Below are 26,818 nucleotides of genomic sequence, written 5' to 3'. Positions count from 1 at the left end.
AGCTAACTGCTTTCAGACCCCGGGACCTACAATTCTGCGATTCTGTGAGCTCTTCCTTGGTGACAAAGCCCAGGCTGAGGAAGCCGCGGTAGACGCGTTCGTCGAATCACTTCGAAAGGGTTTGCCTACTCCCGGGGAACGCACTCCCGTGCAGTTGCTGAGCTGTGCGTTCCGCGTTTGTCGGAATCATCCCAAAGGGAAGACGAATCCAACCGACGCGCTGAAAGCGGCAATCCTTCGCTTGGGAGAAATTGAGCGCGGCGTGTTCATTCTGCATTCAGCTTTATTAGTCCAGTTGCCTTGGGCGGCGGCGATCCTCGGCATTTCGCACGAGGATGCCTTTAAGTTTTGGGCAAAGTCACTCATTGAAGTGCGTAATTCGCTATTACCTACAGGCTATTTCAAGGAGCGGTCGAAATGACCCTGAATGTCCTGCCCAATGTGGGCAGATTCCTCTGGATCAGTGTGTTCTTTATGGTGCTCGGCGTATCCACTGTGGTGTCAGCGCAGGAACAAGTTGCTGTACCTGCAAAACTCACGCTGACGGATGCTCTGCAGCTTGCGATGAAGAACAACCCCATCTTGCAGCGCGACCGCCAGAACCTGGCCATCGCCAATGCAAGTGTGCGCCAAGCCAAACTACTCCCCAATCCCGAGCTTGATGTCAGTTCACAGAGTTACCCATTGTTCGAGTCCAAACCCGGCTCATTCTGGAATAACCAGGAGTTCACACTTCTTGCCGGACAGACAATCGAGACTGCCAGCAAGAGATCGAAGCGGACTCGGGTGGCCCAACAAGAGTTTCTAGCCACAGGATCTGACGTTCTGAATGCCGAGCGTGAGATCAGGCTCGAAGTTAAAGGCCGGTACTTTGCAGCTGTGCTCGCGAAGACCCAGCTCTCCCTGGCGCAAGAAATTCTGAAGCAATTCGATGAGGTCATCAGGCTGAACGAAGCTCGCTTCAAGCAGGGTGAATTGTCTGGTCTGGAGATGAATCGCATCCGGGCAGAGAGGCTCCGGTTCTACTCTGACGTTCTCGATTCGAACCTCCAACTCGCCAACTCAAAAACCGCTTTACTGGAAGTACTTGGTGCCGGCGATCTCACAGGCAAGTTCGACATAGTCGAGACATTAGCAGCCGCAGTTCAACCCGTCCAATTAAGCGAACTTCAACAACTTGCTCTGCAGAGCCGCCCTGATCTTGTCGCTGCTCAACAGCGACTTGAGCGAAACCGTAGAGAAGTCGAGGTACAGAAGGCCGATGCAATGCCAAACGTGACTCCGTCGTTTGGATACAAGCGCGACTTTGGAGTAAATACCGCCGCATTTGGTATCACCCTACCTATTCCTTTGTTCAATCGCAACCAGGGCGGAATCACTAAAGCGAGTGCACAGTTGGAACAGCAGAGGTATGAAGTGACTCGCTCCCTTCTTGCTGTCCGGCGAGAGGTGCAGCAGGGATACCAGACATTAGAAAGCCAAGCCGAACGTCTTCGTGCGCTCGAAAAAGAGTATGTACCTGCGGCCAAAAAGGCACATGAGATCGCTCAAGAGTCGTACCGCCTCGGAGCTTTGGATCTAATCGGGCTGCTCGATGCCGAGCGCGTGTACCGCGAAACCCTGCGTGCATACAACGTTGCACTGTTTGACTACAAGATTGCCGTGTTTCAGCTGGAAGCCTCAGTAGGAAAGGAATTCTGACGTGAATAGAAGGGTACTGATTGCGGGTATTGTGGTTGTCGTTCTTGTTGTCGCTGGGGCATTGCTGCTGCGCTCACGAAAGTCGTCTTCTGAACTACACGAAGAGAAGAAAGATCCGAACACCGTCGAGATCAGCCTCGATGCACAGCGAAATGGCGGCATGGAGCTAGCCAGCACAGAGGAGCGTCGCCTTCAACAGGTTGTAACAACAACGGGCGTCATTTCTCCAGACGAAGCACGCGTCTCTCACATTGTCCCGTTATCACAAGGGGTGATTGAGGACGTATTTGTACAGCTCGGTGACCGAGTGAAAAGGGGACAGCCCCTCCTCATATACGACAGCATTGAATTGGGCGAATCAGTTGGCGAATACAAGAATTTGCTCGGCGGCCTAGACAAGGCACTGGCTCAGCAGGAGGTAGCTAAGAAGTCCCTAGAGCGCGCCAATTCGCTGATTGCAGTTGAGGCAATCTCGCCACGTGAGCTCGAACTTCGCAGAGCAGAATACCAACAAGCAGCGGCCGAGGTCGATAGCCGACGAGCGGAGGCTTCGAGGGCAGAAGAAAAGCTCCACCGGTTCGGTCTTACGGATCCGGACATTAAGCACCTAAACAGCACGGAACACGCAATCCATCGCACCGCTTCCCACAACACAGTTCGCGCTCCTCTTGCCGGAGTGGTGACAAAGTACGAAGTTTCTAAAGGTGAGGTCGTCGGGCGCGATAAGGAACTGTTTACGATCGTCGACACCAGTACTTTATGGGCCCTAGCGGATGTTTATGAAAAGGACATTCAGGATGTCGCCCGTGGCGGCGAGTGCCTAGTAACGCTGGCTTCATATCCTAAGGAGGTGTTCCGAGGAAAAATTGCATATCTAAGTGACTCATTAGACCCAGCGTCCCGAACCGCCAAGCTGCGATGCGTACTTCCCAACAATGATGGCCGAGTGAAGCTAGAGATGTTTGCGACTGTGACAGTTCCGACCAAGGAGTCGCGTACCGGAATCGCGGTCCCATCTGCGGCAATTCAGGAGATCAACGGACAGCCGGTGGTATTTGTTCAGATCGAACCAACAAAGTTCGAAAAACGAATCGTGGAACTGGGCGAACGGACTCCGGAGAGCGCTGAAATCAAGTCGGGGTTAAAAGTCGGAGAGAGAGTAGTTGCCAAGGGCAGTTTCTATGTGAAATCTGCGCTAATGCGCGAATTTATCGGCGGGGAGGAATAGAACCGCAATGAATAAGGTCGTCGAGTTCGCGCTTCGCAACCGGTTCCTAGTGTTGGTGTTCACCTCGGTCGTCATCGGTGTCGGTATCTGGGCCATGCGGGTCCTGCCGATTGATGCGGTTCCAGATATTACGCCGAACCAGGTCATTGTACTAACGGATGCGCCCGGCTTAGGTCCGGTCGAGGTGGAACGCCTCATCACATTTCCCGTCGAGACTGCAATGAGCGGCCTGCCCGGCGTGACAGAAATTCGCTCTATATCACGCTTCGGTTTGTCTTCCGTGACAATCTTCTTCAAGGAAGACATGGACATCTACTTCTGTCGCCGTCTGATCATGGAGCGCCTGCCGCAAGCCAAGGAAGCGATTCCCGCCGGTTTTGGTACGCCTGAAATGGGTCCTATCACAACGGGGCTCGGCGAGATCTATCAGTTTGAAGTCCGCGGACAGGGCTACTCTTTGATGGATCTGCGCAGCATCTTGGAGTGGGATATTGCACCACTGCTGCGGTCTGAGCCTGGGGTAGTGGAGGTCAATTCCTACGGCGGCGAACTAAAAACCTACGAAGTACAGCTTGATGCCGGCCGCCTCGTCAGCTACGACATCCCGCTGGCAAAAGTATTTGAGGCGCTAGAGCGCAACAACTTTAACTCGGGCGGCGGCTACATCGAGCACAACCAAGAGCAGTACGTTGTTCGCGGGGAAGGGTTGGTCGGATCTCTTGAGGATATTGGCAACATTGTGGTCGGCGCGACGAAGAACGGCACGCCCATTTACATCAAGAATCTGGGTGGAGTGCGTTTTGCGCCGATGATCCGGCAAGGAGCAGCCACGCGCGATGGCAGGGGCGAAGCCGTAACCGGCGTCGTGATGATGCTGATCGGCGAAAACTCGCGTGTGGTCGCACAGCATGTTTCCGAACGATTGCAGGAAATCCAAAAGACCCTTCCGCCCGGAGTCAAAGTCGATCCATATTACGACCGAACCTCTCTTGTCCAAAAGACGATCAAGACTGTAGAGAAGAACCTGGTCGAAGGTGCTTTGCTGGTTGTCGTTATTCTGCTTTTACTGCTTGGAAACGTTCGAGGCGCCTTGATCGTGGCCTTGGCTATTCCCCTTTCGATGCTGGCGGCTTTTAGTGGCATGGTATGGACTGGAATCAGCGGGAATCTAATGAGCCTGGGAGCGATCGATTTCGGTTTGATCGTGGATGGCTCAGTAGTGATGGTCGAAAACATCGTCCGTCACCTTGCCGAAGCGAGAAAGAAAGGTGAGCGCAATACCTTTGCCGTGATTCTGGATTCCTCCCGCGAAGTTGCACGCCCCGTTTTCTTCGCGGTGCTGATCATCACCGTCGTCTACCTGCCTATTCTTACTCTGGAGGGTGTCGAAGGCAAGATGTTCCGCCCCATGGCATGGACGGTCATCTTTGCGCTCGTTGCATCGTTGGTGTTTGCTCTGACACTGATGCCGGTGCTGAGTTCCTTCTTCGTAGCCGGCAAGGTCAAAGAAGATGAGTCGAAGCTGATTCACTATGTGAAGGAGCGATATATCCCATGGCTGAGGAAGGCGACGAACCGCCCTGCAGTCACAGCTATGCTCGCAGCGGGGGCATTCGCGATCGGGATTGTTGTTGCGGCGTTCATGGGCGCCGAGTTCATTCCCCGGCTAGACGAGGGCACATTTGCTATCCAATCCTGGCGATTACCGAGTGTCTCGCTCTCGGAATCCATCCATAGCACAACGATGGCAGAGAAGGTGCTCAAGCAATTCCCCGAAGTCCAGACTGTCGTTTCCCGTACAGGGCGGGCTGAAATTGCTACTGATCCAATGGGAGTCGAGGTCAGCGATGTCTACGTCATTCTGAAACCACGTGAACAGTGGACGACAGCATCAACGCGCGAAGGCTTAATTGAGGCATTCGATAAGGCACTTAAGAAAAGCGTACCTGGAAACATATTCAGTTATTCGCAGCCAATTGAGCTGCGCATGCAGGAACTGATCGCTGGAGTGCGGTCAGATGTAGCGATCACCCTGTTCGGCGGTGATCTTGAAATGTTGCGGCAAAAGGCGGACGAAATCGTGCGAGTTGTCGGCCAAGTCAAGGGTGCAGCGGATGTTAAGGCAGAACAGATTGGCGGCTTGCCATACCTGCGAGTAGAAGTCCGCCGCGACCAGATAGCACGCTATGGCATAAATGCGCGGGATGTTCTGGACGCAGTGGAGACAATTGGGGGAAAAGAAGTCGGTCAGGTACTCGAAGGCCAAAAGCGATTCGCGTTGCAGGTTCGCTTCCAAGCCCAGGATCGTGACGCGCTTGAAAAGATTGGAAACTTGAAGGTTGCCGATCCCCAAGGGCGGCTGATTCCGCTCAGCCAGTTAGCTGATCTACGCAAGGAAGTAGGTCCGGCTCAGATCAGCCGCACCAACGGTCAGCGCAGGATTAGCGTGGAAGCGAACGTTCGCGGTCGCGATTTGTCAGGGTTCATCAAGGAAGCGCAGGCTGCCGTTTCAAACAAGGTATCTCTCCCCACCGGGTACTGGGTCACGTGGGGCGGCCAATTTGAAAACCTACAACGGGCCACAGAGCGTTTGGCCATTGTCGTACCTCTATCCATGTTATTGATCTTCTTCCTGCTGTACACAACGTTCAACACAGTTCGTCCAGCCGTGCTGATCTTTCTGAACGTCCCTGTGGCAGCATCGGGAGGCGTGATAGCGCTGGCGCTTCGGGGAATGCCACTGAGCATCTCGGCTGGTGTCGGCTTTATAGCTGTCTCCGGCGTTGCGGTCATGAACGGAGTCGTGCTCCTTTCACACATCCTGAGCCTGAGGCGTGAGGGTGTTGAACTTCACGAGGCAACGGAGCGTGGCTCAGTTGAGAAGATGCGAGCAATGATCATGGCACCTCTTGTTGCCGGCCTCGGCTTCTTGCCGATGGCAATTTCGAGCAGCGCAGGCGCCGAGGTACAACGTCCGCTGGCTACCGTGGTTATCGGTGGGCTTATCACCTCCACGCTGCTGACCCTCTTCGTGCTGCCCAGCCTTTACAAGTGGTTTGAGGGACGGCGCGAGGAAGTTGAAATTTAGGAGACAGTCATGAAAGAGATAAAGGCAGTAATTCAGCCGTTCATGCTTTCAAAAGTGGTGGAGGCTTTGAAGGAAATAGAAGGTTTACCGGGTGTGACTGTGTCGGAAGTGCGCGGTTTCGGCCGCGCACGCGCTGCCGGTTCGCCAAACCCGGTGCTCGATGAAGGAATCGAGTACGTGAAGAAAGCGAAGCTGGAAATTGTTGTTCCTGATCAATTGGTGGAACCGGTACTACGGGTGATCACGGAAATAGCGCACACCGGGAACGCCGGAGACGGGAAGATCTTTGTTTATCCCGTCTACGACGTCGTGAAAATACGATCCGGCGAGCGAGGCGAAAGAGCAATTTGATGAGGAACTATGGCTCATTCTGATCACAAAGCATCGAGTCACATTGTTGCCGAACCTTCTTTCAACGGAACTGCCAAAGGGACCGTGTGCGATTTACGTGTCGGAGGAATGGACTGCGCAAGCTGTGCCGACGAGATTCGCCACGCACTTGAGCGGCTCAAGGGCATTGAGGATGTCAGTGTGGATGTGGTCGGCGGGAAGGTCCAAGTTGTGTATGCCGAAGGTTCATTGGCTCGCGGCGACTTAGCGGGCGCAATTCGGCGTCTCGGGTACAGGGCAGAGGATGGGGACGCGAACTCGGCAGCGTTCATCATTGAGGGAATGGACTGTGCCGATGAGGTCCGGCAGATTGAGGACAAGCTTGGCAATCTCCCTGATGTAAAAAAACTTCAGTTCGATCTCATGCGTCGTCGCCTCGTTGTCGAAGGGAGCATCGCTGCGACGGAAGTGGAGCGAGTTGTAAAGCAACTCGGAATGCGAGCGCGTCGGGAAGGAGAGGAAATTCGTCACGTCGGCTTCTGGGAAAGACGCGAACGGCTGGTGGTGACTGTAGTTTCAGGCTTGTTGCTTGCTCTTGGGGGCATCGCAATCCTGGCAGGGGCGCCACGGTATGTACTTGTTCCTATTTTGGCTGGGTCAGCAGTTGCAGGAGGTTGGTTCATTGCTCCGCGTGGCGTCCGAGCGGCGCGAAGCGGCGTCCTCGACATGAATTTCCTCATGACAGTCGCGGCGGTCGGCGCGGCCGCAATCGGAGAATGGGGAGAAGGCGCGTCGGCGATGTTCCTGTTCTCAGTTGCACAGATGCTCGAGGTCTACTCGATGGATCGTGCACGGAACGCGATCAAGGCGCTCATGAGTTTGTCGCCTCCGGAAGCGACAGTACGGCGAGATGGTACGGAGATTTCAATCCCGGTTCAGGATGTCAGGCTGGACGAGACTATCGTCATCAAACCTGGCCAGCGAATCCCTCTGGACGGAACGGTTACTTCCGGCGCCTCGGCAGTCAATCAGGCCCCAATAACTGGCGAATCCATTCCCGTAGACAAGGAACCCGGGTCGGATATTTTCGCGGGTTCGATCAATGAAAACGGCCTACTCGAAGTTCGGGTCACCAAGCTCGTAGAAGACACGACCCTTGCGCGTATCACCCACGCGGTCGAAGAGGCACAGGCTTCGCGGGCACCTTCACAATCATTTGTTGATCGCTTTGCGCGGATCTATACGCCAGTCGTCGTGCTGGGGGCAATTGCAGTAGCCGTTGCTCCTCCATTACTCGGCGTCGGCACGTGGGGAACATGGTTTTATCGTGCACTCACCATGCTGGTGATCGCCTGTCCGTGCGCGTTGGTTATTTCCACTCCGGTCTCGATCGTAAGCGGCCTAGCTGCTGCGGCGCGAGGAGGTGTGCTGATCAAAGGCGGTATTCATCTCGAGAATTTCGGGCGAACCACGACAATTGCCTTCGATAAGACAGGGACCCTCACGAAGGGACAGCCCACGGTGGTTGACGTGATGGCGTTTGACGGCGCGAGCGCAAACGAGGTGCTCCAGCTTGCGGCGAGCCTAGAACAGGGTTCCGAGCACCCGCTCGCGCAAGCCATCCTTCGAGAGGCGAAGAGTCGCGGTTTGGTCTTGGCTCCCATTGACCAATTCGAGTCACTCGCTGGACGGGGAATCCGAGCACGTGTGAACGGCGCCACTCTATACCTCGGCAACGAAAAACTCTGCCATGAAATGGGTGCTTGTACCCCGCCCAGTGAGGACGCACTTTTCAGTGCGCAGGCTCAGGGCCAGACAGCGGTCGTAGTCTTTTCCGAGAGCGCCCCGCGAGGGATTATTGCCCTTGCAGATGAACCGCGGCCCGAAGCGCCTGAAGCGATTCGTCTGCTGAAACTGTATGGCGTACGGCGACTTGTAATGCTCACCGGTGACAACAAGGACACAGCTCGAGCCATTTCCAAACGGCTCGGGATTGATGAGTTCAAAGCAGAGCTCATGCCCGACGACAAAGTGACAGTAGTCCGCGAACTGGAAAACCATGGTGGGCGAGTGGCGTTTGTTGGAGACGGTGTCAACGATGCGCCTGCGCTCGCTGCAGCCACTGTTGGTGTGGCGATGGGAGCCGCCGGAACCGACGTGGCGCTTGAAACAGCAGACGTCGCACTGATGGCGGACGACCTTTCACACTTGCCGTTTGCAATGCGTATTTCCCGCGCCACGGCCGCCGTGTTGCGTCAGAACATCATTTTCTCAATTGCGATTAAGGGAGTCTTCTTAGTTTTGGCCCTCTTTGGTTGGGCGACGCTTTGGATGGCGGTAGCAGCCGATATGGGAGCCTCTCTCGCCGTAATCATCAATGGATTGCGACTGCTGAGAGTGAAACACAATGCACGAAGTATTCGGTAAACGAAGACCACTCCGTCGGATCGTCTGGTTCGACGTGGGAGCGAGTTTCCTTTTCGTGACAATTGGCGTGGTTATGCTGAGCAGGGGGCTGTGGCACACAATTGTGCATCACGATCTGATGCTGCGGAGCTTGATCGGCGGTCTGCTCTTTTGCACGGTCGGAACTCTGTTCGGCATTGAAGGGCTAAGAACATCGTACTCACATCAACGCAAACTGCGTGCAAAAATAAGTAAGCGACACCGAACTGTGAATCTGTAGGCCACGCCGCGCGAGCACCGGCGTATTGCCTAAGTCCAGAGTAACCATGATCATCGCCCATGAGGATAGGTGATGAGATGGTGCACAATCGCGACCACAATCAGTGCAGTCAATGCGCCCACAATGAAGAAGATTTTCTCGCGTCGCGTCATGCTCGTACCATCTTATACACTGAGCCTGGAGTGTTGGTATGCGGAATCTATTCGCGGTCATGATACTCAGCTCCGTGCTGTGCCTGAGCTGCTCTCGGGAGCCTTCGCCAAACACCTCGCACCAAAATCCGGAAGGAAGTGCCTCGCCCGCCGCGAAGTCGCCGGACCGCTCCAGTGAGAATCGCCACGTCTATCTCTCTTCGACGGATCTGGCAAAGGAGCTGAGGGAGCATTGCGGGAAAGCGAGCGATGCCCTAAATCGTGCCGCAGCACTGGTATCGGCGCGCATGCCAGACACGAAGCGGCTATCCGTGCAAATGGACGATGCGAAGAAGAGCATGTCTACCTGTATGACTATGGTTCACGGGGTTGAGGAAAGTGCATTAGGCGCCGGAGCGGAACAGAGCAGCGAGCGGAAGTGAGCGCTACCGGAAACAGTTCAAACGTTGCCCTTGGTAAACGGATCGCGCTGATCAGCATTGCGGTGAGCGCCACGCTTTCAGTGGTCAAAATCGTCATTGGTTTACTCGCGCACTGCGTTCCCGTTAAAACGGCAGATGCTGCGGGCAGAGGACGCACCCTGCTGATGAGCCGGTGCTTCCGAAGGACGGGCAACCCGGACGTTATCAGCTCGCCTGGTTGGGTTAGTACCGACAAACGCGCAAGTGTTCAGAAAACAGGATCATCGCGAGGCGTCGGCAATGGAAAGCTATTCGCGCCTTGCCCGTGGGTGGGGTGAAGAAGCCTCCTGCAGGTAGCAGGAGCCCTTAGGTGGGTGGGATCACGGGCTGGCGAACCAGAAGAAAAGGCACCCGGATAGTCTCCGAGTGCCTGAATTGTAGATCGTACAGTTTACGCAGCGGGTTTCGCGGCTGTCTTTTTCGCAGCGGTTTTCTGCTTACTCTCCTGCTTGTCTCGCTTGGCGGCAAACTCCTGCTCGACCGCTTTGCGGACCTTCACTACGTCCACGCGATGCCGTTTGGCCGTTGTAGTCAGAGCATCTGCATCGCTTTGGGATGGGTGGTCCGCAACCTCCAGCAAGGTGACCTCGATCAGCAGCTTTGATAGCGCTGCCTCATCCGCTTGCCGCAGCAGCTTTGCGATGGCCTGCTGCACCTGCGGATACGTCACCTCGCTGCCTGTCTTTTCAATCAGCTTGTGCCTCCGCGCGAACACTTCTTTCCTCATGGGTTCGAGCCTATTCAGCAGCGCACTCGCTACCAGAACGAGGTCGGCACGGTCGAGCGGAGAACCAACGCGCTTGAGCACTTCGGCCAGCGTGCGGTGCCGCACCGTGGTTTCGAGCTTCTGCCGTTCCAGTTCCTTGCGCCGCTGTTCACGCTCCTTTGCCATCTGCTCTGGATTGGGTGCGGCTCGGTCGGCGAAGTGAACGGAACAAGTCGGATCGGTGCATACCTTTACGATGTGACCACGTTCCGTGCCGTCCACCACAATCGCCTCGCTCATTTGCTTGCATGGCTTCTGGTGTGGCGAGAGTGGCGCTTTTGACTTCCTGTTCTTCGCCGAAAGATTCAAGGCGACGTAACGGTTGCGTCCAAGCACGGCATCATCGCCGCGCGTTCCGTAGCTGGTCGTGATTTGTACCAGCTTCGGTTTCTCGGCAATCTGTCGCTCGACGAGTTTGCTGAGCTTGTTGTTGTAGCAATGCTGATCGGTACAACTATCTTTCAACGCTGCATCGAAGAGCAGCGTGTTGTATCCGGTTCGTTTGGGGCAGTTCGTACAACTCCCGGCTTCTGGCACAAGTGTTTCATCGCCCTTGTCGAACGCCACGGCATCAAGTGAGAGCAGGATGTTCTGCTCAAGCCATGCCGTCAACTCCCGCACGGGCAGCAATACGCGACTTTCTTTGCTGCCACTCCAGACGGTACGGAATGCCGCATCGAATGCGAGTTGCTGTTCTGATTGCGGCAGTTTGGCAATTTCCAGCGCGTGTCCTACTCCGATCTGGTCTGCCAAGAAGGCCTCGGCAATGGATGGAATCAGTTCGGTCAAGCGCAACCGAGTTGCCACGAAAGCCGGACTCTTTCCAGCCTTGGCAGCCAAACTCTGGATGTCGTACTGAAGCCCATCCGTGTGCAGAAGCACGTGGAAGGCGAAGGCTTCCTCCAGAGGATGCACGCCTTCGCGCTGAATGTTCTCGACCAACTGAGCCTCGGCACAGGCGGCGTCCGAGAGTTCCACAACCCGCACAGGAACGGTTTCGAGTGCTGCCAGTTTGGCGGCACGCAATCTGCGTGCTCCGGCAACGACCTCGTACTTGCTTTCTTCGATCTCGCGAACAAGCAAGGGCTGTAACACTCCTTGGGCCGTAAAGCTGGCAGCCAGTTCCGCTAGGCTGTGTTCATCGAAGCGGCGGCGTGGGTTGGTGGGCGATTCCTGCAACTGTACGACAGGCAGATTGCGGTATTCATTGTTGTTGATGCTAACTGCGGTAGACATGACGATTTGCTCCTTTCGAGTAATAGGTGAAAGTCGAGCGGACAGACACACTTCGCCTGTCCGCGCCTATGGTGCGGTGCGGTTAGGCGGCGGTCTGTGCCGCTTCCGTGGTTGAAAACTGAGAGTCGGGACCTTCCTGTGAAATGGATTCTTTCGTCTGGATTCCCGAGAGGATCGCGGAAGCTGTTTGCTGGACGACTTCAAGGCTTTCCATCAGCAACTCGGCGTTGCCGTGGTAAAGCTGGATGTAAGCAGCGCTGGTGTTGGCGTTCAGGCCGATGGCTTTTGCGACGACAAAGGCGACTGCTTCCGCTTCCGTCTCTCGCACCGTCTTGGTAGTTGCCGTGCGCCGCTCGGCCTTGTGCAGAAATTCGTGCGCGGTCTCGTGAACAAGAGCGGCGAACTCCTCGGCCTTCGTCTGTCCGGGCAGCAGCGCGATTCTGCCGCCGTAGGAAACACCCAATGCAGGCGCGATGTCTTCGCTGTACTCCAAGGCGATTCCGCGTGAAGAGACAAACTCCCGCAAGCGGTCGTGATATTCGCCGACTTCTCCGGTGGTCTCTCCGAGCGTTGGCAGTGGTGCGCCGTCGGTCTGCGCCTCATCCCACACGTAGACGCGACGAAAGCCGAGCAGAGCGGACTTGTTCGAGTCGATTTCTTCGCTCTCCTGCTTCCGCTTCTTGCGGTTCTTGCCAATCATGGGCGCAAGAATGGCGATGCCCTTTTCCCCGCGTTTTACGCGGCGGCCTAGCTCGTTCCACGTTCTCATCCCTGCAACATGCGTTGCCGTGGGTCTCTGCCGCGCAATCAGCAAAACATTTCCGAACGAGTAGTTGTGAAAATGAGCCATTGCGTCGAGGAAGGCGGTGAGGGCTTCGCTGTGTCCGGCTTCGAGTTGCTGGATGAGATACTGCACGTTTTCGCGGATGAGCTGCTGTGCGGTCGCGGGCTTCCGGTTATTACTGCCGGAAGCCGCATTGACGGCGGCTGAGCCGTTGCTGTTGTTGTTGCTTTGATATTCCATTGTTTTTTCCTTTGTCTGCCCTGTGGGGCGTTTTTTTCTTTCACCTGGGAGCGAAGCGAAGGAAAAAACGAACCACAGGGAGACAAAGAGGAACGACAGAGGGCGAGGGTGAAGGACCGAGTGGCGGGCGTGGCAAGTGCCAAACAGCTTTATCGTTTGGCGCGCGGACGCGCTGTCCCGAAGGGCCGTCCCGGAGCGTAGCGGAGTGGGCGCACTCGCCCGGCGGAAGTGCGGGGAACGGCGCGCGTAGGCGCAATCCGAGAGGTTGGCTTTACGTGCATGGAGTCAGGAAAGCAGGTCTCAGGTGGAATCTTCTGATTCTGGGCGGAGCTGGGATTGTGGTCTCCGTGCAACAGAGTGTGGGCGTGGATTTATATCTAAACGGAATAAGTCGGCTCAAAAAGATATAGATCGACTGAAGATTTCCGGCCTAACTTGAGCGTGCCGGGTTGTCTTTCGATTGGTTTGGTGAAAATCGCCGCCGATCAGCAAGCAGGACAACCAGTGCGATTTCACGCTTGAGGTGCGGGACGGTGAAGTTGATCAATACGAAACAAGTGTCCGCGATTCTTGATTTGCCAGAGAGCACGCTGCGGTATTGGCGGTGGGCAGGGCTGGGGCCGCCGTATATCAGACTCGGCGGCGGGACGTCCTTCCCTTAAGCATTTCCCTTTAGCCATTCGCGCTGTTTCCATTCTTTCTTTCCACGGCAATTCGCCTGAGGAGAGCGGCACCTTTCTGGCGGTGAATGAAGAAGCCTCGGTGCGAGAACGTTCGCACTCTCGGCGGATCAGGGAATTCCGTCCATTGCAATTGTCGACCACTGATATTAAGTTCGTTCCAGCGACACCAGTGAAGCGGAGAGGAAAGTGTATGTCCCGCCGAACTGGTCAGAACGGCCACATTGAAGTGAGCGGTAAATGGTGGGTTGTTCGTTGGTGGATGGATGTACCGGGACAGGAAGAGAGAAGGCACATGCGAGCCAAGATATGCCCGATCTCCGGTCCCGGTTGCATATCCAAATCAGAAAGAGAACGGCGCGCCCGTGAAATCATCACGGGGAGCGGAGCGGATACAGTTGAGCTCTTCGACAAGGTGGTGAAACAGGCTCACGGCGTCACATTCCGCCAGCAAGCGAAGTGGTGGCTGAACCACATTCAGCGTCGCAAGCGCAAACCATTAGCAAATGCGACGTTGGAACTTTGGAAAGGCTGCTTGGATAATTGGATCAACCCGAATATCGGAGACCTGCCGCTATCCGAGGTCAACAATGCAGTGCTCAAAACACTCGTTGCCAGAATGTCGGAAGGCGGTTTGTCGCCGAAGACGATAAGTGATAACTACGTGCCAGTGGTCAAGATGGTGGTGGCTTCCGCTGTCGATGAGGAAGGAGAGCAAATCTATCCGCGCAAGTGGAATCACGAGTTCATCGATCTGCCCGTCGTCGAAAAGGACAAGCAGAACACGCCGTCCTTTTCTGCTGAGGTAATGAACGGTTTGGTGCGATGGAAGAAGTCACGGGAACGGATGATTTTCATCCTGTGCGGTGCGGCGGGTTTGAGAATCGGAGAGGTGCTCGGTATCGAAATCGACAAGCACATGTCGTCCGACTTCCTGACTCTCTACATCAAGCAGAAGGTTCGTCACGGGAAAGTCGAACTGCGGCTCAAGACTGCGAACGGCTTTCGTCAGGTCGATCTTCACCCGAGCATTGCCGAGATGCTCAAACAGTTCATTGGCGACCGCAAGACGGGATTCCTCTTCTGTACTCGAAAAGGAAAACCAGTGTCGCCAACGAACATAATCAGGCGTCATCTGCATAAGGCGCTGAAAGAACTCAAATACGTGAATCCGTTTACGGGAACGCACAAAGCTGGAAACCATGCGTTTCGTCGTTTTCGGAATACGTACCTGCGGAATTACACGGAGTGCCCTGCGGGACTATACAAATACTGGATGGGTCATGCGGGGGAGGATATGAGCGACCTCTACGACAAGATCAAAGAGGACGTGGCATTCCGCAGAAAATGGGCAGAACGGTGCGGATTCGGATTCGAATTGCCCTCAGTTGTACCGAATGTACCGAAAACTGCACAAAAAAACGAAGCAGTAGAGGCAGCGTAAACAATTGAGAATGCGAGAGAAAGATTGGTCGGGGAGAGAGGATTTGAACCTCCGACCCCCTGGTCCCGAACCAGGTGCTCTACCAGGCTGAGCCACTCCCCGACTAGGAAGGCGCGACGAAGGCAGGAAAGAACTCGTCGCTACATTTTTATTATAGCAGAGCCCGAATGCGAGCCATGGCACGGCCAATCTCCTGCTCCATTGCTCTGCCGTTCAGTAAAAATTCCGAATCGGCAATTTCATTTGAACCCCAAACTTTTGTGATGTTTGTAACCGGAAATCTCGCGATGGATTCTTGACCTCTAAGAAAAGGTAGGTTACTCTACACGGACTTTATGCATTTCAACGCCATCTCGGTGAGCCTGTCGACGGTCATTATGACAGTGACACGAATTATTGTGCTCCCAGGGATGGCGGACTCGAAATGATCTAAAGCAAAGTTCAGAGAGATTCGAGCCCACCGCCAATAAGACGGTGGGCTTTCGTGTTTTAGGTGTGAATTTTGGCGCGACCCGAGACAGCGGGGCGGCGAGAAATGCGGGTTCCGCAACTCCTCGCTACTTGGGGCGCTCCGGATAACGGCATTGATAGGAAAGGTTGCCGAAAATGATCGTGATGAAGTTTGGTGGGACGTCGGTGGAGGACGCCAAGGCGATTCGGCGGGTGGCACAAATTGTTCGCTGGCGCCTCACGAAGAGTCCGCTGGTAGTGGTAAGTGCCTTGGCCAAGATGACGGATGCGCTGGTTCGGATGGGCGAGGCTGCGGAGCGGAATGAATTGGCGCCGGCGCTCGATGAACTCGCGAGGTTTGAGGCGCGGCACGTTGAGGCCGCGCGTGAGCTGGTATCGGGCCAGGAACTGAATTTTCTGCTTGCGGCTTTCGAAGAGAACGTTAAATCGCTGGAGTTGTTGCTCAAGGGCGTGGCAGCGCTTGGGGAGCTTTCGAATCGCACTACCGATCTCATTCTTTCTTATGGGGAGGTTTTGTCGAGTTTGTTGGTTGCGGCGGCGTTCCGCGCGGAAGGACTTGCTGGAGTTCATGTTGATTCGCGCGAATTGATGGTGACTGACGCGATGCACAAGAGTGCGCAGCCCTTATTCGAGCGGACCGGCGAGCGGTTGACCAAAACAGTTGCACCGCTGCTTTCGAAGGGAAAGATTCCGGTGATGGGAGGATTTATCGGCGGAACGGAAGACGGCGAGGTGACGACGCTCGGGCGTGGCGGGTCGGACTACTCAGCGGCGATTTTCGGCGCGCTGCTTGATGCAGAGGCAATCGAGATCTGGACCGATGTCGAGGGGATGCTCACGACGGATCCGCGACTATGCCCGGACGCGCAGCGAATCCGCACGATCAGCTTCGACGAGGCGGCAGAGCTTGCATATTTCGGAGCGAAGGTGCTGCATCCCGCTACGTTATTGCCGGCAGTGGAGCGCGATATCCCCGTCTACGTGCTGAATTCACGGAAGCCACGGAGCAGTGGGACGTGCGTTCGCAGCAAGGTGGCGCCCAGCCGGACGACGTTCCGAGCAATCGCTGCGAAGAAGGGATCGACGGTGATTAACCTACGCGCGCCGCGGATGCTGATGGCCTCGGGCTTCCTGAAAGCGATGTTCGACATACTCGCGAAGCATCGCTGCCCGGTGGACCTGGTGTCGACCTCGGAAGTGAGCGTGTCGCTGGTGGTCGATCCGTCGCACGATGTCGCGGCCATGGTTCCGGAACTAAGAGAGTTGGGTGAGGTGGATGTCGAGCCTCGCAAGGCGATTGTGTGCCTGGTGGGGAAGGACATTCGCGGGACGGTCGGTATTGCGGCGAGCGTGTTTCGCGTGCTGGCGGACGCCGGCGTGAATATCCACATGATTTCGCAGGGCGCCTCGGAGATCAACATCAGCGTGGTCGTCGATGAAGAGGCGGTGCCAAAGGCAGTAGCAAAACTGCACGCACATTTCTTTCCGAAAAAAGAAGTATTACGAAAACACGAAGTCACAAAGGTGAGGAGAGCGATTGATGTCGAAGACAGGGAATTTCATCTGGCTTAATGGAGAGTTGCGGGATCAGCATGCGGCGCAGTTGCCGTTTTTGACGGCGGGTCTGCATTACGGCGTCGGGGTATTCGAGGGTATCCGGTGCTACCAGGCGGATCGCGGGCCGGCGGTATTTCGGTTGAAAGACCATATGCGTCGGCTGGAGCAGTCGGCACAGGTTCTCGGGTGGCGCGAACTGCCGTACTCGGTGGATGAACTCTGTGACGCGGTGCTGGAAGTGGTCGCCGCGAATGGTTTTGGAAACTGCTACGTTAGACCACTGGTGTATCTCGCCGAGGGCGGATGGAATTTGTGTATCGATAACGGTGAGCCTCACGTTGGTATCGCCGCGTGGAATTGGGAAGCGTATCTTGGTCATGAGGCGCTGGAGCGCGGCGTCCGCGCCAACACCTCGTCGTTCACCCGGCACCACGCGAACGTGACGATGACGAAGGCAAAGATCTGCGGGAATTACGTGAACTCGGTGCTGGCCAAGACCGAGTCGGTGCGGCTGGGATTCGACGAGGCGATCATGCTCGACCCGCAGGGGTACGTCGCCGAGTGCACGGGAGAGAACCTGTTCCTGGTGCGCAAGGGAGCTATCTACACGACGCCAGCGGCCGGCGTGCTTGAGGGCATCACGCGGGACAGCATCATTGCACTGGCGCGCGATCTGGGATATAGCGTGACGGAGCAGCCGGTTTCGCGGGACCAGCTGTATTTCGCCGATGAAGTCTTTGTGTCGGGTACGGCTGCCGAGGTGATCGGGCTGCGCGAGATTGATTTCCGCAAGATCGGTGGGGGCGAGACGGGCCCGGTGACGCAGCGGTTGCAGCGCGCATTTACCAAGGCAGTTCGAGGCAAGCACAAGTTTTCTGCACGGTGGCTGGATTATGTGAAGGTGCCGGCACGGAGCGAGGCAGCAAAGGAGGCGGGGCTTGGTAACGTCGCCGCAGGTGACTAAAGAAGCGAGCGAGGCGCGCGACGAGCGATGCAAGGTTGGACTGATCGGGTTCGGCACGGTCGGACGCTCGGTCGCACGCATTCTCACGGCCGGGGCTGGGCAACTCCACTTGACGCACGTCTACAACCGCAACATCGATCGCAAGAAGGTCGATTGGGTGAAGCGCGAGGTCGTGTGGACGGAAAATGTCGATGACGTGCTGACGTCCGACTGCGATGTCGTGCTGGAACTGATCGGCGGATTGGATCCGGCAGAGGAGTGGGTGCGTCGGGCGCTGGAGTCGGGCAAGTCGGTGGTGACGGCCAACAAACAGTTGATGGCCCGCTGCGGCCCGGAGCTGTTGCAGCTGGCAGCGGAGCATGGGTGCCATCTTCTATATGGTGCCTCGGTCGCGGGCGGCATCCCGGTGCTGCTGGGCTTGCAGGAAGGACTCGCGGGCGATCGCATCCAGCGCATCAGCGGCATTTTGAACGGCACGTGCAACTTCATCCTTAGCCAGATTGAGAATGCGGGGATCTCGTTCAGCGAGGCGCTGGAGCAGGCGCAGGCGAAGGGATTTGCAGAGGCAAATGCGTCGGAGGATATCGACGGGTTCGATGCGAGGGCAAAGCTGACGATCCTGGCGCGCACGGCACTGAACGCGTCGTTGGAACCGGAGCAGGTGGAGACGCACAGCATTCGTGAGGTGGAGCAGATCGACTTTGCTTACGCGCACGATTTGGGGTGCACCATACGACAGATTTCTCGGGCAGAGTTACAGGGTGACACGTTGTACGCGCGGGTGCAGCCGTGCCTGGCGCCGCAGAGTTCGGCGCTGGCGCGGGTGACGGGCAGCCAGAACGTCGTTGTTTCGAAGGGCGAGTTCGGCGGCGAAACAGTTTTCTCAGGACACGGTGCCGGTGGTGATCCAACGGCGGTGGCGGTGGTTTCCGACCTGCTGTGGCTGGCACGGAATCGTGAGAATCAGGCAAGTGTCGGTTGGAGTGCGGCGCGAAAGCTGAAGGTGAGCGGCGATTTCAACAGTGCGCATTACGTCCGGTTCAAAGTAGCGGACAAGCCGGGAATTATTGCGGCTCTGGCGAATGTGTTCTCGGGGCATGGAATCAACATCGATTCGGTGCTGCAGCGGCCGGGATTTTCGAAGGCGTCGTTGCCGTTCGTGATCACGCTGGAGCCGTGTCGCAGCGAGAAGTTGCGCGAGGCGCTGGCGGAAATTCGGAACCTGACTTTCCATGTGGCGGCGCCGGTGGATATGCCGATATTGGGATGAGTACGTGAGTCGCGGCTCCGCTCGGAATGACGATTAGATATGAGACTGCAATGCAGTGAGTGCCACTACGAACTCGATTTGCACGATCGCCGGTTGAGCTGTCCGAAATGTGGTGAACTGCTGGAACTGGAGCCGGAGGTCGAGTGCGAGCCCGGAAAACTGAAGCGGCTCTGGGCGCAGCGGCGAGTCTCCGACGATCCGCGCGATCTGAGCGGTGTCTGGCGCTTCCGCGAGTTTCTTCCGGAGTACCCGGTGGAAGCGGTCGTCACGATGGGAGAAGGGAATTGTCCCATCGTGCGCGGCAACATCACGGCTGAATACGCGGGGTTGCGGAATTTGTGGTTCAAGCACCTGGGGTGGAACCCGACGGCGTGCTTCAAGGACCTGGGAATGACGGTTGGAGTGACGGAGGCGAAAGTCGCAGGCGCAAAAATTGTCGCCTGCGCTTCGACGGGAAATACCTCTGGATCGCTGGCCGCGTATGGGGCGCGTGCTGGGCTGAAGGTTCGAGTCTATCTGCCAGAGGGAAAGATTTCCGTCAACAAGCTGGCGCAGACTCTCGATTACGGGGCCGACGTCGTGCAGATCAAAGGCAGTTTTGATGCGGCGCTGGATGCGGTGATCGAATCCTCAAAAGAGAACATTTACCTTTTGAATTCGATCAATCCGTTCCGGATCGAGGGGCAGAAGACGACGATGTTCCATCTCTGCGAGCAGTTCGGGTGGGATCCGCCGGATTACCTGATCGTGCCGGGCGGGAATCTCGGGAACTCGTCCGCGTTCGGAAAAGGGTTCGAGGAACTGAAGGCGGCGGGGTTGATCGAGCATGTGCCGAAACTCGTGGTCGTGCAGGCGGCAGGGGCCAACCCGCTGGCCCAGATGTGGCGACGCGGAGCGGCGGAACTGGTGCCAGTGGAGCATCCGGAAACGATGGCGACGGCAATTCGCATCGGGAATCCGCGTTCATGGAGGAAGGCGTTGCGTGCGGTGAAGTTCACAGGCGGTTGGGTGATGGATGTGACGGATGAGGAGATCGCCGAAGCGAAGGAAGTGATTGGACGTGACGGTATTGGGTGTGAGCCGGCTTCGGCGACGACACTGGCGGCCCTGCACAAACTGGCGGGCGAGAAGAAGATCGAGGCGGACGCGCGCGTAGTGGCGATCCTGACCGGACACGTTTTGAAAGACACGGAGTTCATCATTCGGCGCGAGCAGGGGCGTTTGCGCGATGCGTCGACGGTGGGGATGAACTGATGGGAATGTCGCCGCAGGAGTTTGAGATTCGGGTACCGGCGTCAATTGCGAACCTGGGGCCGGGATTCGACACGCTTGCTGTGGCAGTGCAGTTGTATCTCACGCTGCGAGTGCGGGCGACGGACGATGCGGAGTCGAAATTGTATTTTCGCTTTGAAGGGCTGCAACTTCAGGGCGAGAACTACATTGAGCGGGCGTTTCGATTTCTGGCGCGCCAGTTGCCGAAAGACTTGCCGTCGCTCAAGGTGGAGGTTCGCAGCGATATCCCGATGAGGTCGGGGCTGGGGAGTAGCGCGGCGGCTACCGTCGCGGGGATCCGGTTGTACGACGCAGTGGCGAGGCCGCTATCGCCGAACCAGATGCTGAATGCGGCGACCGCGCTGGAGGGGCATCCAGATAATGTCGCGGCGGCGCTGCTGGGCGGAATGACCGCGAGCTGCGAGTTGCCGGATGGATCGGCTGTGGCAGTGCAGTTTCGCTGGCCGGAGTCGCTACAGATGATTGTGCTGACGCCGGAGTTTGGGTTGTCGACGCAGGCGGCGCGACAGGTGCTGCCGTCGCATGTGTCGCGACAGGATGCGGTGTACAACCTTCAGCGCGTGGTGCTGCTGATGAGCGCGCTGCAAAACGAGAGTTATGGTTTGTTGCGCGAGGCGCTGCACGACCGGTTGCATCAGCCGTATCGGGAGAAACTGGTGCCGGGATTGGAAGACCTGCTCGGATTGGAGCATCCGGATTTGCTGGGCGTTTGCTTGAGCGGAGCGGGGCCGTCGCTGGTGGGGTTCGCACAGAATAATGTCGAGGCGATTGCGGCGCTCATGCGAAGGACGTATCTGCGGACGGGGAATGCGTGCGCGGTGCGAGTTTTGAGCGTGCATCAGGGTGAGGAGAGTTTGCGCGCGGTAGAATCGGTGCCCCCGACGGTTTGAGCACGGATGCTAAACGTCGGGCCTGAAATCATAAGCTGCCCGATAGCTTCATAAGGATGGCGACAGCGGCTTAATTTCCTTCGGTTGAGGCATTTAGGTGGGGTGATTACAGCAGCAAGAGGGCGCATAAGTTTCAATTGCAGTATTAGGCAAAGTGAATGATATTGATAAAAATATAAATTGGACTAATCATCAAGTTCCGCCCTAAGATGGCACTCACAAAGTTAAAAGGACAGTGCGTCCCAGAACGAATTTTTTATGCCGGATCAACCCAGGAAAAGTGCAGCTATTACGGATGGACCGAACCGCGCGCCGGCGCGGGCGATGCTTCATGCGGCAGGATTTACGAGTGAGGACCTGAAGAAACCGATCATCGGGATTGCGAACACATGGATCGAGATTGGGCCGTGCAACTACCACCTGCGCGAACTCGCGGACCACATTAAGAAGGGCGTGAGAGACGCGGGCGGGACGCCGATGGAGTTCAACACGGTGTCGATCTCGGATGGGATCACGATGGGTTCGCAGGGAATGAAGGCGTCGCTGGTGAGCCGCGAGGTGATCGCCGATTCGATCGAACTCGTCGCGCGGGGAAATCTGTTCGACGGTATGGTGGCGATCTCGGGATGTGACAAGACGATTCCGGGGACGATCATGGCGATCGCGCGCGTTGATGTGCCGTCGGTGATGCTGTACGGCGGATCGATCGCGCCGGGAAAGTTTCACGAGAAGAACGTCACCATCCAGGATGTGTTCGAAGCGGTCGGGGCTCATGCGCGCGGTGCGATGAGCGATGCGGAGTTGCAGATGCTGGAAGAGAGCGCGTGTCCGGGCGCGGGGGCATGCGGCGGGCAGTTCACGGCGAACACGATGTCGATGGTAAGTGAGTTCCTGGGGATTTCGCCGATGGGCGCGAATGCAGTTCCGGCGATGGTCGAAGCGAAGAACAAGGTAGCGTACGAGGCCGGGCAGCTGGTGATGGAACTCTTCAGGGCTGATGTGCGGCCAAGCCAGATCATCACGCGCGACGCGATTGAAAACGCAATTGCGAGCGTCGCCGCGTCGGGCGGATCGACCAACGCCGTTTTGCACCTGCTGGCGATTGCGCACGAGATGGGGATTGAACTGAGCATCGACGACTTCGATCGAATCAATCGGCGCGTGCCGCTGCTTTGCGATCTCAAACCCGGAGGCCGGTTCATGGCAACCGATCTTTACGAGGCGGGTGGGACAAGGTTAGTAGCCAATCGTCTGCTCGAGGCTGGGCTCTTGCACGAAGCCGCGATGACGGTCACGCAGCGAACGATTGCGGAAGAAGCTACTTCGGCAGCGGAGACACCGGGACAAGTCGTGGTTCGGCCGAACGCGCAGCCACTCAAGCCGACCGGGGGGCATGTGATTCTGAAGGGAAATCTTGCACCCGAGGGCTGCGTCGTGAAGGTTGCGGGACATGAGCACCTCAATCATCGCGGACCGGCGCGCGTGTTCGATTCGGAAGAGGACGCGTTTGCGGCGGTGCAGGATGCACGGATCCAGGCTGGCGACGTTGTCGTCATTCGCTACGAGGGGCCGCGAGGCGGTCCGGGAATGCGCGAGATGCTGGGCGTTACGGCCGCGATTGCGGGGATCGCTGAGTTGAGTGACACGGTGGCGCTGCTAACCGATGGACGATTCTCCGGGGCGACTCGCGGCTTGATGGCAGGGCATGTGGCGCCGGAAGCTGCCGTCGGTGGACCGATTGCGGCGATACGCGACGGTGACATGATCACGTTCGATATCGCGAAGAGAGAACTCTCGATGGCGGTGCCGGACGAGGAGATTAAGTCACGGTTGCGGAAGTGGAAAGCGCCGGAGCCTGGATACAAGACCGGGGTGTTCGCGAAGTATGCGGCGACAGTTTCGTCGGCTGCACGTGGGGCGATTACAGAGATCTATCAGGCGGCGGGAACGCCGGATTTCGCCGTGAGCAGCAGAGCCGGGAAGTAAATGCAGGTCCCTCGACTGCGGTCGCGACGCGCTAAGCCACCCCAGCACACCAAATGCGGGCGTGCCGGGGACCCCGGTAAACTGCGGCGCGTGAACAACAAGCGCGATCCTCGCTCGGGATGACGGCCAAATGGGGTGGGGCAAAACGGGATGATGAAGACGGGAGCGGAAATAATCTGGGAGTGTTTGGAGCGCGAGGGCGTGTCCGTCGTGTTCGGGTATCCGGGCGGGGCGATTCTGCCGACCTATGACGCGCTGAAGCACTCCTCTATTCACCACGTGCTGGTGCGTCATGAGCAGGGCGCGACGCACATGGCAGATGGTTATGCGCGCGCGAGCGGCAAAGTGGGCGTCGCGATTGCGACCTCGGGGCCGGGCGCGACCAACATGGTGACGGGCATCGCCACTGCGATGATGGATTCGTCGCCGATCGTGTGCATCACCGGGCAGGTGGGCAGCAAGCTAATCGGCTCAGACGCATTCCAGGAAACGGACATCACGGGGGTGACGTTGCCCGTGACGAAGCACAATTACCTGGTCACGCATGCGAGCGAGATCGCGCAGACCATTCGCGAGGCGTTCTATATCGCAAAGTCGGGGCGGCCGGGGCCGGTGCTCATCGACATCACCAAAGATGCGCAGCAGTCTTCTTGCGAGTTTGACTGGGAGGGCGCAAAGCCGCAACTGCCAGGGTATCGGCCAGATCTTTCGCCGGAGATGGACGAGTACGAGAAGGCGCTGGAGTTGATTCACAACTCGAAGCGTCCGGTGATCCTCGCGGGGCACGGCATTATGATGTCGGGCGCAACGCGGGAAGTCATCGAACTCGCGGAACGCGCGAATATCCCCGTGGCGCTGACGCTGCTCGGGATCGGTGCGCTCCCGGCGTCGCATCCGCTAAATCTCGGGATGATGGGCATGCACGGTGAGGCGTGGGTGAACCACACGATCCAGGATGCCGATCTTCTGATCGCGCTGGGTATGCGTTTCGACGATCGCGTGACCGGGAACTTGAGCACGTATGCGCCCGGAGCAAAGAAGATCCACGTCGAGATAGATCCTTCGGAGATTAACAAGAACGTCAAAGTGGATGTACCGCTGGTCGGCGACCTGAAGGATGTCCTCGATCAACTCCTGCCGGAGGTCGAGGCACGCGAGCGCATAGAGTGGTTCGATTACATCCAGAAACTTAAAGGCGATGCGGCGGTACGCGACATTCAGAACCTTCCGGACAACGGCCATCTCTATGCTGCGCACGTGATCAACGACATCTGGCAGCAGACGCACGGTCACGCGATTGTGGTGACCGACGTAGGCCAGCACCAGATGTGGGAGGCGCAGTACTACAAGCACGAAGACCCACGCTCGCTGATCACGTCTGGTGGATTGGGCACGATGGGATTCGCACTGCCGGCGGCGATTGGCGCAAAGATGGCGCGCCCGGATGCGGAGGTCTGGGTCGTCGTCGGCGACGGCGGTTTCCAGATGACGATGCCGGAGTTGGCGACGCTAGCGCAAGAAAAGCTGAAGATCCACATCGCCATCATCAACAACGGCTATCTCGGAATGGTGCGGCAGTGGCAGGAGTTCTTCTACGAGAGGAATTACCAGGCGACGCCCCTGTTGAATCCGGACTTTGTGAAGCTAGCCGAAGCGTTTGGGATTCACGCGGTCAAGGTTGATCAACGCAAGGATGTGATTCCCACGGTGCAGGCTGCACGTGAGCACGACGGGCCTGTGCTCATCGATTTCCAGGTCGAACAGGAAGACACGGTTTACCCGATGGTTCCGGCTGGAGCGGATTTGCATCGCATGATCCGCCGTCCGAGTCCCATCGTGGAAACCGCAACGGATGCGTAATCATGCTGAATGTATTTGTGGTGCATGTCGAAAATAAGCCAGGTGTGCTGACGCGGGTGGCCTCGCTATTCCGCCGGCGCGCTTTCAATATCGACTCGCTGAACGTGGGACGGACTGACAACCCGGATGTGTCGAGAATGACGATCGTCGTCGACACGGACGCTGACGGCGCGAAGCGAATCGAGGCGCACCTATACAAACTCGTCAACGTTCTGCTGGTCGAAAACATTACGGCACACCCGTCGATTGTGCGCGACCTGGCAATGATTAAGGTTGCGTGCGCGCAGGAGTCTCGGCCGCATGTGCTGGATCTCGTCGGCGTATTTCGTGGGCGGGTGATTGATGTCGCGCCGGATTCGGTGACAGTGGAGATTACTGGAACCGAGGACAAGATTGATGGACTGCTTGAAGTGCTGCGGCCCTATGGCGTGCTCGAGATGGTGCGCACGGGGATCGTGGCGATGAAGCGCGGGGCGAAGTCTGTGCCAATGCAGACGATTAGCAATTCGATTGCAGCGGCGAATGATCAGGGAATTTCGTATTCGGTGTAGTGGTTCCTGCGTTGATAATGCGGGTCCCTCGACTCCGCTGCGCGAAAAACGCGCGGCCCCGCTCGGGATGACGAGAACATTTTAGATTCACGGAAGGAAGGATTCTTATGGCGAAGATTTATCATGACAGCGATGCTGACCTGGCGCTCATTCGGGCGAAGAAGGTTGCGATTATTGGTTATGGTTCACAGGGACACGCGCACGCGCTGAGCCTGAAGGACAGCGGCGTGCGGGTGCGGGTGGGATTGCAGGCGGGCAGCGCGTCGGTCGCGAAGGCACGTCAGGCGGGGCTCGAGGTGGGCTCGGTTGCCGACGTTTCGAAATGGGCTGACGTGATCATGATTCTCGCGCCGGATACGGCACAACCGGAAATTTATGAGCAGTACATCGCGCCGTACCTCACGGCGGGGAAGATGCTGATGTTTGCGCACGGTTTCAACATCCGCTACGGGACGATTCAGTGTCCTGAGGGCGTCGATGTGACGATGATCGCGCCGAAGGCGCCGGGACATCGCGTACGCGAAGTGTTCGTGGAGGGCGGAGGAACGCCTGGGTTGCTGGCGATTCACCAGGACGCGACCGGGAACGCGAAGGCGCTGGCGCTGTCGTATGCAAAGGGAATCGGCTGCACGCGCGCGGGCGTCATCGAGACGACGTTCACGGAGGAGACCGAGACGGATTTGTTCGGCGAGCAGGCAGTGCTCTGCGGCGGCGTGTCGGCGCTGATCAAGGCCGGGTTCGAAACGCTGGTGAACGCTGGGTATCAGCCGGAGATTGCTTATTTCGAGTGTCTGCACGAATTGAAGCTGATCGTCGATCTTATCTACCGTGGCGGGTTGAATTACATGCGGTACTCGGTGAGCGATACGGCGGAGTATGGCGACTACACGGCGGGTCCGCGTGTGATTAACGAAGAGACGCGGAAGACGATGCAGAAGCTACTCGATGAGATCCAGGACGGAACTTTCGCGAGGAAGTGGATCGCCGAGAACAAGGCTGGCAGGGTGCAGTTCGAGGCGACCCGGGAGAAAGAGCAGGACCAGCAGATCGAAGAGGTCGGCGCGGAACTGCGGTCGATGATGAAGTTCCTGGACCCGGTGGATGCGAGCCAGTTCCGGAAAACGGCAACGACATCGGCAGCAGATTAACCGTGGATCCTCACGAACGTGCGTGGAGTGGG

General features: G+C 57.3%; 19 protein-coding genes and 1 tRNA gene. 17 read left to right on the top strand and 3 right to left on the bottom strand.

Annotated elements, in window-relative coordinates; genetic code table 11:
* Positions 1-148 precede the first annotated feature (148 nt).
* The 7 genes from ROO76_12455 to ROO76_12425 all read left to right on the top strand — a co-directional run bounded on the left by ROO76_12455 (position 149) and on the right by ROO76_12425 (position 9,607).
* Entirely contained in the window at positions 149-421 is a 273-nt protein-coding gene (locus ROO76_12455; protein MDT8068966.1) for a hypothetical protein, read from the top strand.
* A complete protein-coding gene (locus ROO76_12450; GenBank protein MDT8068965.1) occupies positions 418-1,701 on the top strand; it encodes a TolC family protein in 1,284 nt (427 codons plus the stop codon). Before ROO76_12455 ends, ROO76_12450 begins: the two co-directional genes overlap by 4 nt.
* A gap of 1 nt (position 1,702) precedes the next feature.
* Positions 1,703-2,929, top strand: a complete 1,227-nt coding sequence (locus tag ROO76_12445; protein MDT8068964.1) for an efflux RND transporter periplasmic adaptor subunit — start codon at positions 1,703-1,705, stop codon at positions 2,927-2,929.
* A 7-nt stretch (positions 2,930-2,936) separates the two neighbouring features.
* Positions 2,937-6,017, top strand: a complete 3,081-nt coding sequence (locus ROO76_12440; GenBank protein ID MDT8068963.1) for a CusA/CzcA family heavy metal efflux RND transporter — start codon at positions 2,937-2,939, stop codon at positions 6,015-6,017.
* Between the two features lie 9 nt (positions 6,018-6,026).
* The gene (locus ROO76_12435; protein ID MDT8068962.1) at positions 6,027-6,368 is read left to right on the top strand and encodes a P-II family nitrogen regulator; all 342 of its coding nucleotides are present in this window, start codon (positions 6,027-6,029) and stop codon (positions 6,366-6,368) included.
* 9 nt (positions 6,369-6,377) lie between these two features.
* Positions 6,378-8,774, top strand: a complete 2,397-nt coding sequence (locus ROO76_12430; protein ID MDT8068961.1) for a heavy metal translocating P-type ATPase — start codon at positions 6,378-6,380, stop codon at positions 8,772-8,774.
* A gap of 449 nt (positions 8,775-9,223) precedes the next feature.
* Complete coding sequence (locus ROO76_12425) at positions 9,224-9,607, top strand: hypothetical protein (GenBank protein MDT8068960.1); 384 nt, start codon at positions 9,224-9,226, stop codon at positions 9,605-9,607.
* 430 nt (positions 9,608-10,037) lie between these two features.
* Here ROO76_12425 and ROO76_12420 read toward each other — a convergent pair whose 3' ends face one another.
* Both ROO76_12420 and ROO76_12415 read right to left on the bottom strand, forming a co-directional pair.
* Positions 10,038-11,648 carry a ParB/RepB/Spo0J family partition protein gene (locus ROO76_12420; GenBank protein ID MDT8068959.1) on the bottom strand — a complete coding sequence of 537 codons (1,611 nt, stop codon included), beginning with the start codon at positions 11,646-11,648 and terminating at the stop codon, positions 10,038-10,040.
* Positions 11,649-11,730: 82 nt separating this feature from the next.
* Entirely contained in the window at positions 11,731-12,672 is a 942-nt protein-coding gene (locus tag ROO76_12415; protein ID MDT8068958.1) for an ArdC family protein, read from the bottom strand.
* 873 nt (positions 12,673-13,545) lie between these two features.
* Here ROO76_12415 and ROO76_12410 point away from each other — a divergent pair.
* Entirely contained in the window at positions 13,546-14,796 is a 1,251-nt protein-coding gene (locus ROO76_12410; protein ID MDT8068957.1) for a tyrosine-type recombinase/integrase, read from the top strand.
* Between the two features lie 25 nt (positions 14,797-14,821).
* Here ROO76_12410 and ROO76_12405 read toward each other — a convergent pair.
* Positions 14,822-14,898 (bottom strand) — tRNA-Pro (locus tag ROO76_12405).
* Positions 14,899-15,402: 504 nt separating this feature from the next.
* Between ROO76_12405 and lysC the strand changes: the two genes are divergently transcribed.
* From lysC to ilvC, 9 genes are all read left to right on the top strand, one after another.
* Positions 15,403-16,839: a lysine-sensitive aspartokinase 3 gene (lysC, locus tag ROO76_12400; protein ID MDT8068956.1), complete on the top strand. Its 1,437-nt coding sequence runs from the start codon at positions 15,403-15,405 to the stop codon at positions 16,837-16,839.
* Positions 16,808-17,788 (top strand): branched-chain amino acid transaminase, encoded by a 981-nt coding sequence (locus ROO76_12395; protein MDT8068955.1) that lies wholly within the window; start codon positions 16,808-16,810, stop codon positions 17,786-17,788. Before lysC ends, ROO76_12395 begins: the two co-directional genes overlap by 32 nt.
* Complete coding sequence (locus ROO76_12390; protein ID MDT8068954.1) at positions 17,763-19,058, top strand: homoserine dehydrogenase; 1,296 nt, start codon at positions 17,763-17,765, stop codon at positions 19,056-19,058. Before ROO76_12395 ends, ROO76_12390 begins: the two co-directional genes overlap by 26 nt.
* Before the next feature lie 39 nt (positions 19,059-19,097).
* On the top strand, positions 19,098-20,312 hold the full coding sequence (gene thrC / locus ROO76_12385; GenBank protein MDT8068953.1) for a threonine synthase: 1,215 nt from the start codon (positions 19,098-19,100) through the stop codon (positions 20,310-20,312).
* A complete protein-coding gene (gene thrB, locus ROO76_12380) occupies positions 20,312-21,241 on the top strand; it encodes a homoserine kinase (GenBank protein MDT8068952.1) in 930 nt (309 codons plus the stop codon). The genes thrC and thrB overlap by 1 nt, the downstream gene beginning before the upstream one ends.
* Positions 21,242-21,499: 258 nt before the next feature.
* Positions 21,500-23,227 carry a dihydroxy-acid dehydratase gene (gene ilvD, locus ROO76_12375; protein MDT8068951.1) on the top strand — a complete coding sequence of 576 codons (1,728 nt, stop codon included), beginning with the start codon at positions 21,500-21,502 and terminating at the stop codon, positions 23,225-23,227.
* A 150-nt stretch (positions 23,228-23,377) separates the two neighbouring features.
* A complete protein-coding gene (ilvB, locus tag ROO76_12370) occupies positions 23,378-25,087 on the top strand; it encodes a biosynthetic-type acetolactate synthase large subunit (protein MDT8068950.1) in 1,710 nt (569 codons plus the stop codon).
* 2 nt (positions 25,088-25,089) lie between these two features.
* On the top strand, positions 25,090-25,638 hold the full coding sequence (gene ilvN / locus ROO76_12365) for an acetolactate synthase small subunit (protein MDT8068949.1): 549 nt from the start codon (positions 25,090-25,092) through the stop codon (positions 25,636-25,638).
* A 107-nt stretch (positions 25,639-25,745) separates the two neighbouring features.
* Positions 25,746-26,786, top strand: a complete 1,041-nt coding sequence (gene ilvC / locus ROO76_12360) for a ketol-acid reductoisomerase (GenBank protein MDT8068948.1) — start codon at positions 25,746-25,748, stop codon at positions 26,784-26,786.
* The last annotated feature ends 32 nt before the right edge of the window (positions 26,787-26,818 follow it).

The sequence above is a fragment of the Terriglobia bacterium genome, from assembly GCA_032252755.1.
GTDB lineage: Bacteria > Acidobacteriota > Terriglobia > Terriglobales > Acidobacteriaceae > JAVUPY01.
The sequence above is the reverse complement of the archived record's forward strand: the minus strand, read 5'-3'. Positions and strand labels throughout refer to the sequence as shown.

Excerpts from the sequence above, each read along its gene's own strand:
- ROO76_12430 (MDT8068961.1), top strand. The coding sequence starts at position 6,378 with ATGGCTCATTCTGATCACAAAGCATCGAGTCACATTGTTGCCGAACCT.
- thrC (MDT8068953.1), top strand. The coding sequence starts at position 19,098 with ATGAGACTGCAATGCAGTGAGTGCCACTACGAACTCGATTTGCACGAT.
- ilvB (MDT8068950.1), top strand. The coding sequence starts at position 23,378 with ATGATGAAGACGGGAGCGGAAATAATCTGGGAGTGTTTGGAGCGCGAG.
- ilvC (MDT8068948.1), top strand. The coding sequence starts at position 25,746 with ATGGCGAAGATTTATCATGACAGCGATGCTGACCTGGCGCTCATTCGG.
- ROO76_12410 (MDT8068957.1), top strand. The coding sequence starts at position 13,546 with ATGTCCCGCCGAACTGGTCAGAACGGCCACATTGAAGTGAGCGGTAAA.
- ilvD (MDT8068951.1), top strand. The coding sequence starts at position 21,500 with ATGCCGGATCAACCCAGGAAAAGTGCAGCTATTACGGATGGACCGAAC.
- ROO76_12450 (MDT8068965.1), top strand. The coding sequence starts at position 418 with ATGACCCTGAATGTCCTGCCCAATGTGGGCAGATTCCTCTGGATCAGT.
- ROO76_12395 (MDT8068955.1), top strand. The coding sequence starts at position 16,808 with ATGTCGAAGACAGGGAATTTCATCTGGCTTAATGGAGAGTTGCGGGAT.
- ilvN (MDT8068949.1), top strand. The coding sequence starts at position 25,090 with ATGCTGAATGTATTTGTGGTGCATGTCGAAAATAAGCCAGGTGTGCTG.
- ROO76_12440 (MDT8068963.1), top strand. The coding sequence starts at position 2,937 with ATGAATAAGGTCGTCGAGTTCGCGCTTCGCAACCGGTTCCTAGTGTTG.
- ROO76_12425 (MDT8068960.1), top strand. The coding sequence starts at position 9,224 with ATGCGGAATCTATTCGCGGTCATGATACTCAGCTCCGTGCTGTGCCTG.
- ROO76_12435 (MDT8068962.1), top strand. The coding sequence starts at position 6,027 with ATGAAAGAGATAAAGGCAGTAATTCAGCCGTTCATGCTTTCAAAAGTG.
- lysC (MDT8068956.1), top strand. The coding sequence starts at position 15,403 with ATGATCGTGATGAAGTTTGGTGGGACGTCGGTGGAGGACGCCAAGGCG.
- ROO76_12415 (MDT8068958.1), bottom strand. The coding sequence starts at position 12,672 with ATGGAATATCAAAGCAACAACAACAGCAACGGCTCAGCCGCCGTCAAT.
- thrB (MDT8068952.1), top strand. The coding sequence starts at position 20,312 with ATGGGAATGTCGCCGCAGGAGTTTGAGATTCGGGTACCGGCGTCAATT.
- ROO76_12420 (MDT8068959.1), bottom strand. The coding sequence starts at position 11,648 with ATGTCTACCGCAGTTAGCATCAACAACAATGAATACCGCAATCTGCCT.